Source organism: Bacteroides ihuae (genome assembly GCF_900104585.1).
Taxonomy (GTDB): domain Bacteria; phylum Bacteroidota; class Bacteroidia; order Bacteroidales; family Bacteroidaceae; genus Bacteroides; species Bacteroides ihuae.
In genome coordinates, this window is the sequence record NZ_FNVX01000005.1 from 1,208,954 (window position 1) to 1,224,744 (window position 15,791).

The 15,791-nt window shown below is 38.0% G+C and carries 17 protein-coding genes; 10 read left to right on the plus strand and 7 right to left on the minus strand.

Annotation, left to right across the window (positions count from 1 at the left end; genetic code table 11):
- Entirely contained in the window at window positions 1–417 is a 417-nt protein-coding gene (locus tag BQ5338_RS10615) for a hypothetical protein (protein WP_071146746.1), read from the plus strand.
- Window positions 418–615: 198 nt separating this feature from the next.
- Here BQ5338_RS10615 and BQ5338_RS10620 read toward each other — a convergent pair whose 3' ends face one another.
- The 6 genes from BQ5338_RS10620 to BQ5338_RS10645 form a co-directional block, all read right to left on the minus strand.
- Window positions 616–822: a TOBE domain-containing protein gene (locus tag BQ5338_RS10620; RefSeq protein ID WP_071146896.1), complete on the minus strand. Its 207-nt coding sequence runs from the start codon at window positions 820–822 to the stop codon at window positions 616–618.
- A gap of 168 nt (window positions 823–990) precedes the next feature.
- Window positions 991–1,965: an adenosylcobinamide-phosphate synthase CbiB gene (gene cbiB / locus BQ5338_RS10625; protein ID WP_071146747.1), complete on the minus strand. Its 975-nt coding sequence runs from the start codon at window positions 1,963–1,965 to the stop codon at window positions 991–993.
- Between the two features lie 88 nt (window positions 1,966–2,053).
- The gene (locus BQ5338_RS10630; protein WP_071146748.1) at window positions 2,054–3,073 is read right to left on the minus strand and encodes a threonine-phosphate decarboxylase; all 1,020 of its coding nucleotides are present in this window, start codon (window positions 3,071–3,073) and stop codon (window positions 2,054–2,056) included.
- The gene (locus BQ5338_RS10635) at window positions 3,066–4,559 is read right to left on the minus strand and encodes a cobyric acid synthase (RefSeq protein ID WP_071146749.1); all 1,494 of its coding nucleotides are present in this window, start codon (window positions 4,557–4,559) and stop codon (window positions 3,066–3,068) included. Before BQ5338_RS10635 ends, BQ5338_RS10630 begins: the two co-directional genes overlap by 8 nt.
- A 119-nt stretch (window positions 4,560–4,678) precedes the next feature.
- Complete coding sequence (locus BQ5338_RS10640) at window positions 4,679–5,476, minus strand: alpha/beta hydrolase (protein WP_071146750.1); 798 nt, start codon at window positions 5,474–5,476, stop codon at window positions 4,679–4,681.
- Window positions 5,473–6,195 (minus strand): GNAT family N-acetyltransferase, encoded by a 723-nt coding sequence (locus BQ5338_RS10645; RefSeq protein ID WP_071146751.1) that lies wholly within the window; start codon window positions 6,193–6,195, stop codon window positions 5,473–5,475. Before BQ5338_RS10645 ends, BQ5338_RS10640 begins: the two co-directional genes overlap by 4 nt.
- A gap of 169 nt (window positions 6,196–6,364) precedes the next feature.
- On the opposite strand from BQ5338_RS10645, the gene BQ5338_RS10650 reads away from it, so the two are divergent.
- Window positions 6,365–6,949: a Crp/Fnr family transcriptional regulator gene (locus BQ5338_RS10650; RefSeq protein WP_071146752.1), complete on the plus strand. Its 585-nt coding sequence runs from the start codon at window positions 6,365–6,367 to the stop codon at window positions 6,947–6,949.
- A gap of 63 nt (window positions 6,950–7,012) precedes the next feature.
- Window positions 7,013–7,873, plus strand: a complete 861-nt coding sequence (locus BQ5338_RS10655) for an SDR family oxidoreductase (protein ID WP_071146753.1) — start codon at window positions 7,013–7,015, stop codon at window positions 7,871–7,873.
- A gap of 28 nt (window positions 7,874–7,901) precedes the next feature.
- On the opposite strand, the gene BQ5338_RS10660 is transcribed toward BQ5338_RS10655, so the two are convergent.
- Entirely contained in the window at window positions 7,902–8,504 is a 603-nt protein-coding gene (locus tag BQ5338_RS10660; protein ID WP_071146754.1) for a Crp/Fnr family transcriptional regulator, read from the minus strand.
- Between the two features lie 146 nt (window positions 8,505–8,650).
- On the opposite strand from BQ5338_RS10660, the gene BQ5338_RS10665 reads away from it, so the two are divergent.
- The 7 genes from BQ5338_RS10665 to BQ5338_RS10695 all read left to right on the plus strand — a co-directional run bounded on the left by BQ5338_RS10665 (window position 8,651) and on the right by BQ5338_RS10695 (window position 15,781).
- A complete protein-coding gene (locus BQ5338_RS10665) occupies window positions 8,651–9,340 on the plus strand; it encodes an HAD family hydrolase (RefSeq protein ID WP_071146897.1) in 690 nt (229 codons plus the stop codon).
- A complete protein-coding gene (locus BQ5338_RS10670; protein WP_071146755.1) occupies window positions 9,337–9,963 on the plus strand; it encodes a chloramphenicol acetyltransferase in 627 nt (208 codons plus the stop codon). Before BQ5338_RS10665 ends, BQ5338_RS10670 begins: the two co-directional genes overlap by 4 nt.
- 339 nt (window positions 9,964–10,302) lie before the next feature.
- Window positions 10,303–11,091, plus strand: coding sequence for a CRISPR-associated endoribonuclease Cas6 (cas6, locus tag BQ5338_RS10675; protein WP_071146756.1), 789 nt, complete (start codon window positions 10,303–10,305; stop codon window positions 11,089–11,091).
- Window positions 11,092–11,112: 21 nt separating this feature from the next.
- Window positions 11,113–11,772 carry a CRISPR-associated endoribonuclease Cas6 gene (cas6, locus tag BQ5338_RS10680; RefSeq protein WP_071146757.1) on the plus strand — a complete coding sequence of 220 codons (660 nt, stop codon included), beginning with the start codon at window positions 11,113–11,115 and terminating at the stop codon, window positions 11,770–11,772.
- Window positions 11,773–11,780: 8 nt separating this feature from the next.
- On the plus strand, window positions 11,781–12,329 hold the full coding sequence (locus BQ5338_RS10685) for a hypothetical protein (protein WP_071146898.1): 549 nt from the start codon (window positions 11,781–11,783) through the stop codon (window positions 12,327–12,329).
- Window positions 12,329–14,470 (plus strand): CRISPR-associated helicase/endonuclease Cas3, encoded by a 2,142-nt coding sequence (locus tag BQ5338_RS10690; protein ID WP_071146758.1) that lies wholly within the window; start codon window positions 12,329–12,331, stop codon window positions 14,468–14,470. The genes BQ5338_RS10685 and BQ5338_RS10690 overlap by 1 nt, the downstream gene beginning before the upstream one ends.
- Window positions 14,471–14,482: 12 nt before the next feature.
- The gene (locus BQ5338_RS10695; RefSeq protein ID WP_071146759.1) at window positions 14,483–15,781 is read left to right on the plus strand and encodes a hypothetical protein; all 1,299 of its coding nucleotides are present in this window, start codon (window positions 14,483–14,485) and stop codon (window positions 15,779–15,781) included.
- The last annotated feature ends 10 nt before the right edge of the window (window positions 15,782–15,791 follow it).

Here is a 15,791-nt window from a genome sequence, read left to right on the forward strand (position 1 = left end):
ATGAATGATTCTTATTGGGAAGACCACGCCAGAGGTATTTTTGCTGAAGCAAAAGGGTTTATGAAACCCTTAAAAGGGCATTTAATAAAAAAGAGCCGGTTTGATAATGTCCTACTCTTTAATCTCTCTGTTTTAAGTTTCGAGAAGATGTTTGTAGCCTTATTGGCTTATTATGAAATTGAAGCATTGAATCATACTCCGTTGGCATTGTTTAAAGAAGCTCGCGATATAGATAATGGGCTTACAGATGAGATGAAACTGACAGCCAGACTCATTGCATCACACGAATCCATTTGTTCGTTAGATGACAAAGGGTACATCACTCCTACCGACGAAGAACTATGTGAAATAATTAAAGGACTTGTGTTGATGTCTGATTTCATCGCCGGAAGAATTGAAGCGAAGGAAACAGTATAACGATATTTACTTTGAATCTATTGAATAATCTCTAAAAAAACGTGAATTAAATGACCATAAGCTATCTAGCATGCCATGTGACTAATTAAGCAAAAACACAATAGCTTATCGTAGAAAAAGAAAGAGGACTACCAAAATAGATGTAACATCTATAAGGTAAGTCCTCTTTTTAACTATAAAAGGGTGAAAGAATGATCTTTAAATAGCAATCATAACTTCGGTAGATTTTATGACAGCAAATGCATCATCACCTACCTTCAAATCCAATTCTTTAATACTGTCCATAGTAATCACAGAAACGATCTCATTTCCTCCTCCAATATCCAACCGAACTTTTGCAGTAACAATACCGGAAGTTATATCCACTATTTTACCTTTCAAACAGTTTCTTGCACTAATTTTCATATTTCCTCCTACTTTTAAGTATTTAACAACGCTCATTGTAATACAAAAGACATGCCAATAACATTGCAAGCTGATTATCAATTAGTTGTCAATTTACCATAGAGTAAATCATTCATTTATGTAAGCACAGATGAGTAAATAAACAAATATATAGGATTTATTCAGGGCTTATCGAAAGGTATAAAGAATAAGGATTTGTACAATGAGAACCATTAACAATTCAGATAAATGATTGATGAGCACGGCTTTCTTCATATCAACTGTAGTAAGAGGGCGATCATTAGTACCTATATGAGGTTTGTACACTAACTTTCCGAAATAGTAATGCGAACCACCAAAACGACAATCGAGTATGCCTGCCAGAGCAGCTTCCGGATAGCCTGAGTTTGGACTGGCATGACTTGCTCCGTGTTGCTTTACAAATGCCAATAACGGTAATATCGGAAAATGTCCACTCATCAAAATCATCAGGAAAGCTGTGATGCGAGCGGGAATGTAATTGGCTACATCGTCCATACGCGCAGCTATCCGACCAAACTGTAGATATCGTTCATCCTTGTATCCAATCATCGAATCGAGCGTATTTATCATTTTATAGGCAAACATGCCTGGTACTCCCAACAATAAATACCAAAAGAGTGGAGCTATCACGCCGTCACTCAGATTTTCAGCCAGAGTTTCGAGCGCAGCGGTACGCACTTCCTGTTCAGTCAGCTCCTCTGTATTGCGCCCTACAATACGGGCAACTTGCTTTCTGCCTTCATCCAATGAATGATCTAATGCCACGAACACCATTCTGACCTCTTTAATAAGCGTAGTACCTGCCAAACAATAGAATACTGATACGGCAGCTACGCCCCATGCCAAATATGCATTAATGCTCATCGCCACCTTCATGAGTAGATAAGCAAGGAAATAAGTAAGAAGAAGCAATGTTATAGCTAACACAGCCCCTTTTAATATCCGACGACGACCTTTGTTGAAGTTTCTTTCTCCCCAAGCTATCAGTTTGCCAAAAGCCACTACCGGATGAGGTAAAAAGCCAGGGTCGCCCAGTAACTTATCGAGAATCCACCCTGTGGAAACGGCAAACAAGCTTCCCCATGAGGCATATAAGAAAAGATAAAATGCAGAAGGTTCCATTTCTTTTATTTTTTTGTGTTGTTCAATCTAAGAGTTTACTTAAAGGTACTACCTTTTCTAGAAATACACAGATATTTTATGCCATTTATCAAACGATCACCGCAAACCATTGTTCAATAGCTCTGACCAATGCATCATTCTCCTCCGGTGTTTGCGCGGCAATACGGAAAAAGCCATCATTCAATCCTTCAAAGTTTGAAGCATCACGTATCAATATTCCATGCTCGTTGGCCAGATAATCTTTCAGTGCAGCAGCTTTGCCTATGCGAAGCCGAACCAACATATAATGCGTATGGGTAGGCCATACATCGAGACAGCCCAGTGAACTGAGTGCTGTAGCAAGCCGTGCTGTCTCGGTCAGATAAGCAGAAATATCCATTGCATGCTCAGTATCGTGTTGCAACAGATAACTACCCGCCTCTATTGCCAAAGCATTCACAGACCAAGGCATACGTTGTGCTTTGATATTGGCCAGAAAATCGGCCGAAGCAGTGATATACCCCAATCTCAGTCCGGGTATGGAGAAACGTTTGGTCATGGAGTGCAGCAAAATCACATTTGGAAAAGCCACAGCTTCGGCAGCAGTGAAGAGTGGTTGAAGAGTAAAATCCTCATACGATTGATCTATGACGAAACAAACCTGAGGATGTTGCAGAATCAACTTCGATAGCTTCTCTTTGTTGTGCACCTCTCCTGTAGGATTGTTAGGATTACACAACCATATCAATTGCAAAGTGTCATCCCATTGCTCCAACTCATAAAGAGAGGAAATGCGGTGGCTGTGCATTCTACATGCGTCGGCATATTCGCTAAATGTAGGCATCCGTATTCCCGATCGGCAACCGGAAAAAGCTTGTGCGATGAGATAGATGGCCTCCGTAGCACCGTTAGTAACACAAACTTCATCAGCTTGCAAATCGTAAATCTTTGCCAACAAAGCTTCCAAAGAGCGTGGCTCCGGCTCCGGATACGAAGAAATAACCCCCAACCGATGGAATAAGTAAGTCTTTAGGCCCGATAAATCGATCCCATAATAAGTGTTCGAACTGAAATTGCTCACAATCTCCCGTTCATAGCTGAACGAATCATCGCCGTGCCCGTTAATCATTTCCTTGCATTATTTGATAAATAAGCGGCAGGTTGACATACTTGCGTACGTGGTCGGCCAACTTATCATATTGTTCTTCTTTAAATGCCTGATAATCAAAAGCCGATTTTTCCATTTTAGAAGCAAAAGGTTGCAATAAGAAATCGATGAAAGCACCATTATCGAGTATACCATGAATGTAAGTGCCCATGCATGTCGAATTCATATAATAGCCATCCGTCCTTCCATCCGAAAGAAAGTTCAGAGGTGATATTTGTTCACCCTTCACTACAGAAGTAAAACCCATATGAATCTCATATCCCCGGCAAATGTCGCTCCCGTCCTTGAAAGTAAACTCTACCTGTTTCGTCACCTTCTCTCCATGCATACTGGTAGAAACAGGCAACAGTCCCAAACCCGGAAGTCGTTCTATGTCACCTTCCACATGTTCCGGATCGCACACCTCCTGTCCCATTATCTGATACCCTCCGCAGATACCCATCACCGTAGCACCTTCGCGGTGTGCCCTTACGATAGCCTGAGCTGCCCCATTGCGGCGCAACTCATACAAGTCGGCCAACGTGCTTTTACTACCGGGAATCAGAATGATATCAGCTTTCATAATCTCATCCGTGTTATTGGTATAAAACAGATGCACCCGAAGATCCCGTTCCAACACATTGAAATCGGTAAAGTTAGACAGATGGCGTAGTAACACCACCGCCACATTCACCTTACCTTGCTCAGCCTGCATGCTCTTTGTCTGCAATGCAACAGAGTCTTCCTCTTCAATGTGAATATCTTTATAATAAGGTACTACCCCAACTACAGGAATATTACACAACTCTTCGAGCATCTTTATTCCCGGTTCAAACAATCGAATATCTCCCCTGAACTTATTGATAAGAATTCCTTTGATATGTTTTTTTTCTTCCTCACGTTGTAGCATGATAGAACCATACACACTAGCAAAGACTCCCCCACGGTCAATGTCCGCTACCAAAATCACATCTGCTCCGGCATGTATCGCCATAGGGAGATTGACCAGATCACTATCACGCAAATTTATTTCCGAGATGCTCCCTGCCCCCTCCATTACGATGGGATTATAGTCTTGAGACAGTCGGTCGAAAGCTCCGCAAACCTCCTTTCGTAGTTCTTCCCGTCCCTCTTTCCGAAAATACTCATAAGCGCTCTGGTTACCAATCGGTTTACCATGCAACACCACCTGAGAAGTATGATCTGATGACGGTTTTAATAATAACGGATTCATATCTGTCCGGCACTCAATCCCCGCTGCTTCAGCCTGTACCGCCTGTGCCCGCCCTATCTCCAATCCTTCCGGAGTAGCATACGAGTTTAAAGCCATATTCTGCGCCTTGAACGGAGCCGGATGATAACCATCCTGACGAAAAATACGGCAGAAGGCAGCAGCAATAATGCTTTTGCCCACATCGCTACCTGTTCCGGCAAACATGACGGGGTGTAATCTTCTATTTGGGATCATTCGCTTCTAGATTGATTTGAAGCAACAAAATTAGCAAAAAAAACAAAGCAGCTTATATATTAATGATTAGTCTCGCATAATTTGTTGCTACTGTCCCAACAGATAAAAGGTTCTTTAGATTATTCGTTATGCGAAAAGAATTGATTTAAATGAAACAATTGAGTAATTGCTACTTTAGACCAATATGCAGCATTATGTTCACCCGGTCTCTCTTCATAAATATGCGGTATGTTTAATGCTATTAGCTGTCGATGCAATTCTCTGTTTTGCTCAATAAATAGATCATCGACTCCGCAGCTAATAAGAATTCTCTGTTTTGATATCTTTAGTTTTCCTATTTGAGACATAGCCGTGTAATGACTCCAATCCTCACTATTCGTTCCAAGTAATTTGGGCACGCCATAATTTTTCCCGTAAGAGGTAAAGTCTACAGCAGCACATATACTTCCAATAGCTTTAAAAATGTCTTGATGTCTGGCTCCAATATATAAGGCACCATGTCCACCCATACTCCAGCCCATAATTGCAGTCTTTAATTGGTCAGAAGCATAATTCTGTTGAATGTACTTAACTAACTCATCAGCAATAAATGTTTCATATTTTGAATTTTCAATTTCACTGTCAATATACCAACTATCATAATTCCCATCAGGCAAAACAAAGAGCATATTCATTTCTTCACTAAGTGATAATAAAGCAGGAATATCTTGAATCAATGTTCTTTCCGGATAGCCACTGTAACCATGTAAAACATAAACTGTCGATAATCTTTTTTCTGTCTTCAATGATGGGTGAACCACCAATGTCTTGACACATTTGTGCATTGAAGGACTATATATATTTAATGTATCAACCTGTTGAGCTAAGCTTTGAAAGCCTATGCATAAAACAGATAAAGTAATTAGCAGTATTCTCATTTTGTTTTAATTTTATAGGTTTCCAGTTTTCCATATCCAACGAATCCCAGTTTGTTATAGATTGGCTCCCCCATAGCAGAAGCCATAAGAACAGCAAGTTCTTTCTTACTATTAACCGCTTCCGACAAAAGTTTTTTAGTCATCCGTGTTCCTATTCCAAGACCTCTGCCATTTGGAACTGTCCCAATCATGTGCAGACCTGCATTACCAAGAGAATCAAAATAAATCAAGCCACAGCCCAAGTATTCCTCATTCTTCCTATAATTAAACATACGTACTTTTGAAGCATCCTGACTTATTTGGAAAACGATCTCAGCATCGACTTTATATCCGAATGATATTGTTGCCGTATTAGCAAAATTCAAAGCATCGGCTTTTGATCTAACCTGAGAGATATTCTCATCTAAATCAAAAGTACCATCTACGGTTTTCAAATCAATCGCCATATTCTTCTGCGATAAAGAGATTTCCAAATTTGGATTACCCTTTAACTCATTCGGACTGAGAATTGTAATCCTGTCCGGCAGAACTCCAATGCCACTCAATTTTATAATCTCAGCAATCAAACCGGCTTTGTCCGCAATAGCAAATACTCGCTTGGGCCAATCCGAGTTTAAAACAGATACAGCCTTGTAGTCTTCTGTATCAATTAACAATCCCATTGTTTCACCTATATAAGTCCAAAACTCATATAAATTATTTACGATTTTTTTATCCATGCTGCAAATGTATGCAATAGAAATTATACCCACATTTACATATGTTGATTTAGGAGATAATTAAAAACAGACTAGAGCAATAAATATTAGGAGAAAATCTATAAACTGTTTGGATACCAAGTTCAAAAAGGATACATTCGCTTAAAGAATATTCTAACGAAAAAGGAGAATGGTAGAAAATTTAGTAGAATATATAGCACACTATACCTCTTTGAATGACAGCGAAGTGGCTGCCCTTGAACGTTTCGTCAAAAAGCAACACTTCGAAAAGAATGAAATCATTTTCACAGAAGGTAAAGTTTCAAATGAAATCTATTTTGTAACAAAAGGTTGTGTACGCTTGTTTTACAATGTGGAAGGGAGAGATCGAACTGCCTTCTTCTATACCGAAGGACAGTTCATCTGTGCCGGAGAGAGCTTCACCTTCCATGTTCCCGCTAAAGAGAGTTACCAGGCAATAGAAGGAACTGAGCTCTATGTATTTAGTAAACCGAGTATTGATAAATTATTAGAGATTTCTTCTACGTTTGAACTAATTGCCCGTATTGCAGTGGAGAATGAACTGATCGTTTGCCAGAACATAATCGCTTCCTTTGTTACAAAGTCGGCCGAAGAAAGATATGTTGAACTATTGGAAACAAACGGCGAATTGTTTCAACGGGTACCGCAACAATATATTGCCTCTTTTTTAGGCGTCTCGCCCGAAACTTTGAGCAGAATAAAGAAAAGGGTCTTTACCAAAAAGGATTCTTGACGATCGTCAAGAGTAATAAGATTCAATAGATTTATCTTTGTACAAAAACAAAAAGAATTAATTATGAGTAAGCAAAAGGTTTTAGTGGCAGGGGCAACCGGCTATCTTGGAGGATATATCACGCAAGAATTAGCATCCTTGGAAGATTTCAATACAAAAATCATTGTCCGCAACAGATACAAGGTAAAATCGAACGATCCGAACATTGAAGTCGTTGAAGCAGAAGTGACGAAGGCAGAGACTCTCACGCATCTGTTCGACGGGGTTGATGTGGTTATCAGCAGCGTGGGCATTACCCGTCAAAAAGATGGGCTGACTTATATGGATGTTGATTATCAGGCAAACGTAAATTTAATCAATGAGGCTAAGGCAAGCGGGGTAAAGAAGTTTATCTACGTCTCGGTTTTGAATGGCGACAAGTTGCGTGGGTTGAAAATCTGCGAAGCAAAGGAAAAATTGGTTGACTATCTCAAAGCATCGGGACTCGACTATTGTATCATTCGCCCTAATGGGTTCTTTTCGGACATGGGTGATTTCCTCAAAATGGCTAAGAGCGGTACTGTTTACCTCTTTGGCGATGGCAAGCTAATCCTAAACCCTATCCATGGAGAAGATTTAGCACAAGTATGTATTGATGCTATTAATTCGGATAAGAAGGAAATAAATGTAGGCGGCCCTGATTTGTTATCTCAGAATGCGATTGCAGAACTGGCCTTTAAAGCTTATTCGAAGCCAGCAAAGATTATACATTTGTCAGATTGGATTAGAAAATCCGTACTTTGGATGGCTAGAACATTTACCAGCTCGAAGACTTATGGTCCCATTGAATTCTTTATGACAACCATGGTTATGGACATGCAAGCGCCTCAATATGGGACACACAAACTGGAAGACTTTTTTAATGGCCAGACAAAGAAACACTAATATCTTAGCCACATTTACATCTATTGGTTTAGGTATTATCTTTTAAACTTTTTCTGATTCTACTTAACTGAGTGGGAGTAATTCCCAAGTGAGAAGCAATGTGTTGTTGAGATATTCTTTTGTCAATATTAGGATGAGCTAAACGGAGCTTTAAATATCTCTCAGTTGCATTCTCTATTACTAGAGAAACCTCAATTGGCTCCTTTTCAATTACCCAGTTTTTTTCAAGGTATGCAATATAGAAGTCTTTTATATCCATACATTGATTAGCTAGTTGACGAAATTTCTTATAATTAAATGAAATTAAAACCGTATATTCTAAAGCCTCAAGCGTAAACTCGGACGGCCTCTCAAGAATGGAAGATACTACAGATCCTGCAAGATCATTTTCAAGAAAAAGATTTTTAGTGTACACATTCCCGGTACTATCTGTGAAATAGGCCCTAAGTGCTCCTTCGCAAACAAAATGCAGGCTTTTAGAATAATCCCCATTTCTAACTAAAAATTCGTTTCTCTCTAAAGTCTGAAATCTTAATATTGATTCTAATAGCATCCATGATTCTTGGCTGATCGGTGAATACGATTCAAGTTTCTTTCTTAATGCAATAATATATTTTTCCTGATCTATCATGCTTGTTTAATTTCCTTTATATTGCCCGATCTACTTAATTGATAAACGTTGGCAAGTTATATAAAAAGGATAAAACCACTACAAATAATTCACTATATTTGCATCTTAAGTATGAAGCAAAAGCTTTTAAAGATAAATTTATAATCATGCTAGATGGAATTAAAGTCATTGCATTCGATGCTGACGACACACTGTGGGTGAATGAGCCCTTCTTTCAAGAAATAGAAAAAAACTTTTGCGAACTGCTGCAAGAGTACAACACACACAAGGAAATATCTAAAGAGCTGTTTCGTACAGAAATGCAGAACCTTGAAATCTATGGATATGGTGCCAAAGGTTTTACACTTTCATTGCTAGAGACAGCTTTAAGAATAAGCAAGAACACCATACCTACTGATAAAATTGCTCAAATCATTGAAATGGGTAAATCATTACTGACTATCCCTATCCAGTTGCTCGATGGTGTAGAGCCACTCCTTAAATCCTTGAATGGTAAGTTTGAAGTGATTATGGCCACAAAAGGAGATCTACTCGATCAGCAGAGTAAGTTAAAGCGATCGGGCTTGGAAGAGTATTTCAGCCATGTAGAAATTATGAGTGATAAGACAGAAGATGACTACATGAAACTGCTCTCAAAACTAGAGGTTATGCCCAATGAGTTTTTAATGATTGGCAATTCTCTGAAATCAGATATACAACCGGTGCTTAATATCGGTGGATATGGTGCCTACATCCCTTTTCATACCGTCTGGCAGCATGAAAAGATTGAAGAGATTGCTCACACAAGAATGATAAAACCATCTTCCTTTGAAGAATTAAAAGAGATCTTGAAATGAAACAGATAATAGACGTAGAGCATTGGAATAGAAAAGAGCATTTTGAGTTCTTTAGTAAGTTTGATGATCCCTTCTTTGGCATAACAGTCAATGTAGATTGCACAGCAACCAATCAACAGTCAAAAGAAGAAGGTGTTTCATTCTTCTTGTTATTGTTGCACAAGGTGATGAATGCAGTCAATGCCACCGAACCGTTTCGTTACAGAATAGAAGAGGACGCTGTGGTGTGTTATGATGTGATCCATGTATCTTCTACCGTAGGACGAAGTGATGGCACTTTTGGTTTTAGTTTTTTCCCGTATGATCCTTCTTTAGACACCTTTGTAGCAAGTGCCACCACAGAAATAGCTTTTCTTAAAGAAACCAGCGGGCTAAATTTTAATGACGCAGCTCGGAGAACAGATGTGATTCATTTCTCGTCTGTGCCATGGATAAGTTTCACTGATCTGAAGCATGCCACTAGTTTTGGTATCAATGATTGTGTGCCTAAGATTTCCGTCGGCAAATACTACACAGCCGAAGGGCGTATGCTACTTCCCCTATCCGTTACCGTTCATCATGCATTGATGGATGGTTATCACGTTGGACAATTTATTGAGAGATTACAGCAATCAATTCTTTGATCAGATAGAGCGATTTTTGCAGCTTAAATGTAAATATTACAGATCACCCTCTACAGACCTTCTGAGAGGGGTTTGGTTAACTAACTAGTTCACCGTGGTGAATTAACTAGTTCACCGCGGTTAAGTAGTTAATTCACCACGGTGAACTTATATGATATCTAAAGATAAGTTCGTTTGTAAATTATAATAAATTCCAAAGAACCTTGACATAGGTTGAATTAGATGAAAGCATATAAAGTTGGTTAGAATATATATTTAACACATATTTCCTGTCACTATTTGATGATAAATCAAATCTTATTTTATAATTTTAGCGAAATTATAAAAGACAAATAACCTGTGAGATTTAAAATTATACTAAACATCGAAAAATACGCCTTAGGCAATGCCCTACCGCTAAATCATCAATATGAGCAATCGGCAGTTATATATAAAATCTTGTCTTATGCAAATACCGACTATGCAACATGGCTACACGACAATGGTTTTACAGCTGACTCTAAACAATTCAAACTTTTCACCTACTCCAGGCTATTTATCCCCCAATATACCATCGACAAGCAACATGCCCTTCTCCTTATAAATAGTGATACGGTAGAATGGTATGTTTCTTTCCTTCCCGAAGAGTCAACCGAGAAGTTTATTCAAGGCGTTTTCATGAATCAAACCTTTCAGTTGGGTAATCAAAGAAACAGAGTACAATTTCGTGTACAGAGCATTGAAGTGCTTCCTTCACCACACTTTGAAGAAGAGATGACGTTTGAAACACTCTCTCCTATCTGCATCGCATTACGTAATTCAGATGGCCGTACAGATTATCTATCGCCTGAAGACGAACGTTCTAAAGAGTCACTCCTTTTCAGCTTATTAAATAGGTATGAAGCATTCTACGGTAAACCCTACGCAGGCACAGTCGACTTTAACTTTGAAGTGCTGAATGCTCCCAAGCCTGTACTGATAACTTTTAAAGCCGGCACTCCTGAAGAATCAAGAGTAAAAGGCTATATGTGTCGGTTCAAGATTAAAGTAAATGGAGAATTGATGAAGATCATGTATGAAAGTGGCATCGGGATGAAGGGGTCGCTGGGATGGGGAATGGTCAAGATTTGTAAGAAAATAAAAGATTAATATAGCATTAAAATACGTTTTATGAGAATCTATTTAAGTACTACGCCAAACACAGAGAGCGTCCCGTTTAATTATCAACAAAAAATGATCGGGGTTCTGCATAAATGGTTAGGAGCAAATGAACTCCATGATTTGATATCTTTATACTCTTTCTCTTGGTTAATGAATGGGAAAATGAGAAATTCCGGTTTTTCATTTGAGAAAGGTGCAAGATGGTTTATTAGCTTTTACGATGACAAATATGTAAAAGAAATAATTAAGACGATATTGAATGATCCGGAAATGTTCTCTGGCTTAGTTGTTACTGATATCAATATTCAAGAAACAGCCAATCTGGAAGGAGTAGATCACTTTAGATTAGCAAGCCCAATTTTTATTAAAAGAAAAGTTGGGAACAATATTAAGTTTTACACTTTTGACGATGTGGAAGCCAATAATCTTTTAGTAGAAACAGTAAAACACAAAATGGAATTGGCTGGTTTACCAGCTGATGAAACCTTGAAGCTTTCTTTTGATTTAGCCTACTTAAATAGGAAAATAAAAAAAGTCAAGATTCATAACATTGATAATAAATGTAGTATGTGCCCTGTGATAATAGAAGGAAAAGAGTCTACGAAGAATTTTATTTGGAGTGTGGGCTTAGGAAATTCTACAGGATCAGGTTTTGGAGCAATATTTTAAAAATAAAGATTATGTATTATGTAATAAGATATTCAGGTCCTTTTGGGTTTATTAAGCCGTGGACAGCCGTAAGAGATAGTAAAACGTTCAGCCAACAGTTTCTAACCCCATCTATTGTTGAAGGCATCAGACAAAAATTGGAAGTGAGCTCTATTCTTAGGCATAAATTAAAATACTCTTCAATAAGCATTCAACAAGAACAGACGCAACCCCGTGGATGGGAAAAGAAAACGAAATCAAAAGAAATGATTCGTAGCCTTTCAATATTAGAAAGAGGTGTAATGATTGAGCCTCAACTTTATTTAGCCTTTGAGACGGAAGAGGATGCTGAAAAAGCTAGTAAACAACATATCTGTTTATGCAGAAATGAAGATGTTCTACTACCTGACACCGAATTATTGAGAATGGAAGAATCTGATTTTAATGATCTAAACGGATTTGAATTACACTTTGAAGAGAATGAGAAATCTTTTTTAGTAGGATTCAATCGGTTTGATAATGCAAAGCCTATGTATGGCTGGCTTGAAGTAACAGGTAAGCCTGTGCTAGGTTTATAATGATGAATGACAATCACATATTAGCAAAAAGTGCAAAGAATGGAGGAACGCCCCTCATTCAGCATTTATTTGAAGTAGCGCAATTAGCCGAGATTGTTGCTCGCAATTTAGGATTGAATGTTAGCATTGCTCGTAAAGGAGCAATATTACATGATATAGGAAAAGTAAGCCCCCATTTTCAAGAGACTTTAAATGCAAAATATCAACGCCCGCCAGGATTTGTTTTCAGGCATGAAATAGCCTCCTTATTCTTTATATCCTTATTACCGGAGAACGAAAGAAAACCCATCATAGAAATGATTGTTGCGCATCATAAATCAGTTTACCAAGATGCGGGTGGCAAAGGACTTTTAGATTTATTGGAGAATGATGAGGATTGTCTGACTACACATATGCAGGACTTTGATTCTTGGAGCGTAGATGCGTTGGGAATCTTAGAGATTATGGGTTTTAAAACAGAGGCTATCACGAGCGAACAGGCAGAAAAGAACTTCTATGAAGCCGTAGATTATTGCGAATCAAAAAAATACGGATATTCACAGTGGAAAGGAGTTTTAATAGCAGCAGACCACTTAGCCTCAGCACTTGAAGGACAGTTGGATACATTTTCAAACAGATTATATATTCAACCGGATTTAAGTTATTATCACGCCAGAAAAAGCGAACTATATCCCCTATCTCTGATCTCAACAAACGATAGTAGACTGCATACATTAGTGACTGCACCTACTGGAGCAGGAAAAACAGATTTTCTCATTCGTCGTTGCAAAGGAAGAGTATTTTACACACTACCATTTCAAGCTTCCATCAATGCTATGTATGAGCGAATAAAAGATGATTTGAAAAACACAAACGCTGATGTACGACTACTCCATGCCTCCTCTAGCATTAAAATAGAAAGTGGTAATATTGAAGAGAAGATATTGCAGCGACACATTGGTGCCTCCGTTAAAGTCTTGACTCCACACCAGATGGCCTCACTTGTATTCGGTACTAAAGGATATGAAGCCATGATCGTAGATCTGAAAGGATGTGATGTAATATTGGACGAAATACATACCTATTCAGGCACAATGCAAGCCATTGTGCTAAAGATAGTTGAAATATTATGTGATTTAGGTTGCCGCATACACATTGGTACAGCTACGATGCCAACCGTTTTATATAATCGTATAGTGGAAGCTTTAGGAGGTAAGGAAAATATTTATGAAGTCCAATTACCCAATGATATTTTGGACACATTCGACAGGCATACAGTCTATAAGTCAGATTCATTGGATTCTTTGACAGAAATAATAGATCAGGCAATAGAGAGTAAACAGAAGATTCTACTCGTATGCAATCAAGTGAAAAGATCTCAAGACTTATTCGAACGATTATCAATAGACTATCCGGAAGTAAAGAAGATGTTGGTGCATAGCCGATTTAAAAGAGGCCAACGTAGCCAACTTGAAGGTCAATTACGAAATATATACAATGTAAGCACGGAAGCCTGTATTGTCGTTTCAACTCAAGTAGTAGAAGTCAGCCTTGACATTAGCTTTGACATCATGATAACAGAGTGTGCACCTATCGATGCTCTGATACAAAGATTCGGCAGAATTAATCGTAAAAGAACAAAAGAGACGATAGGGCACTTTAAGCCTATTTATGTTTTGCAACCTCCTACAAAAAAAGGAGAAGCGCTACCTTACGACTTAGAGGTATTGCAAAGTACATTTGATATATTACCTAATGGGGAATTGATTAGAGAAAGAAACATGCAAATATTGATCGACTCAGTTTATCCAACGGCTCAATTCATAGATATTGACTGGAATTCCGTCTTCTATGATGGAGCGTGGAAAATAAGAGAATTGTGGCATCGTCCCAAATCAGCCCTTTTAGAAACTCTTGACATCGATTCTGTAACGTGCATAGAGGAAACTGATCAAGAGCTTTATGAAGCAAGCAACTTTGAAGACAGAACGAAAATGGAAATTCCTGTTTCTTATCGTTCTGTGGGTTATAACAAATTGGATAAGTCAAAAATCGGCTCACATCCATTTATTATTCCAAGTAAAGCCTACGATAATGATTTGGGACTTTTAATTAATTATGCGAAGCCTGAATTTAGTGACCCAACATTACGTTTTTTATAAAACTTATAAATTATGATAGCAGCAAATATTGGAAAAGTATTTCTAGAAGCTTACAACGAAAAGCATAAAAGTAACTATTCTGCTAAAGAGTTTTTTGTAGAAAAGTATTTCCATCTATTTTTTGATGAAGAAAAGTATATGCAATGGGTAACAAATTCTCCTTTTGTACAAGGAATAAAGAAAGGAGTTGCTCCTACCCCAACTGAGCGTAAATTAAAATTAGAAGTATTAATAGATAAAATAGCAAATAATGAGGCAGATGCCAGTATTGCTATTGGTTTCCCTTCACTTGATATTACCGCAACAACATCCGGACAAATCACGAACATGGCACTTCCTTTAAGGGAAGAAGAAGTCTACTTATCATGGATTGGTAGTGGTTTTGGTATTGGTGTGCAGAGTGGTTTGTCTATGTTTTTTGACAACAAACAAATTTTGCTAGATCTATATGATGGATGGACTTTCTATAGAGGTTTTTTGAACAAAATACCTCTATTAAGAGGCAACCAAATAAATACTTGGAATGGTCAATGGTTGGCACACAGGTACAATAAGGTTACTTATGATGAATTGAACCCAACAGCGTCCTTTGATCCATTCGCAACGATGAAAAATGAAGGAATGGAAATTACGACACAGTCATGGATAGAAGTCTTAATTGGAATAGCTTACAATTACCCGAACTCGACCATGACCGCCTATGTGTATAGTCTGGGGCAAACAAATATAACAATAGGCTTTATACCTTTTGAATTGCCAAAAATAAGGTCACCTTTTGAATTATTTAGAAAGTACTTCAGTTCAACGAAAAACGATATTGTTAGGACTCTATTTGGTACAGCAATAGGATTTACAAAAGCCTGCCAGATGGGTGCCATTGGAGTAAATGCATTGGAGCCTAAGGGTTTTAGAGAGTGTTTAGAAAGAGGTACTTTGCCGAAGTACAACAACACGGATGAAGAGAAAAAAATAAGTTTTAATACATATCAAATTTGGTTATTATCTATGTTAAACAATGAACAATTATGGGATGAGTCTCTAAAAATAGCGGCTACCCTCAGTATGTACTCTGCAAGTGACAAGAATGCAAAGAAGACAAAAAGTCAAGAAGTAACAAACTTGTTAGTATCTGTAAATAAGAAACAATTTATTGAGGGGCTAACTTCAATAGTCAAGAGCATTCAAGATCCAGCTTCATTACTTTTATTTTCAAACATAGCATCATTATTACATACTATGCCAATTGATAATGTTCCTTACTTTCTTACATTAATCAGATTTCAATACGCAGTAGTAAATAAACAATCTTAAAATATACAGA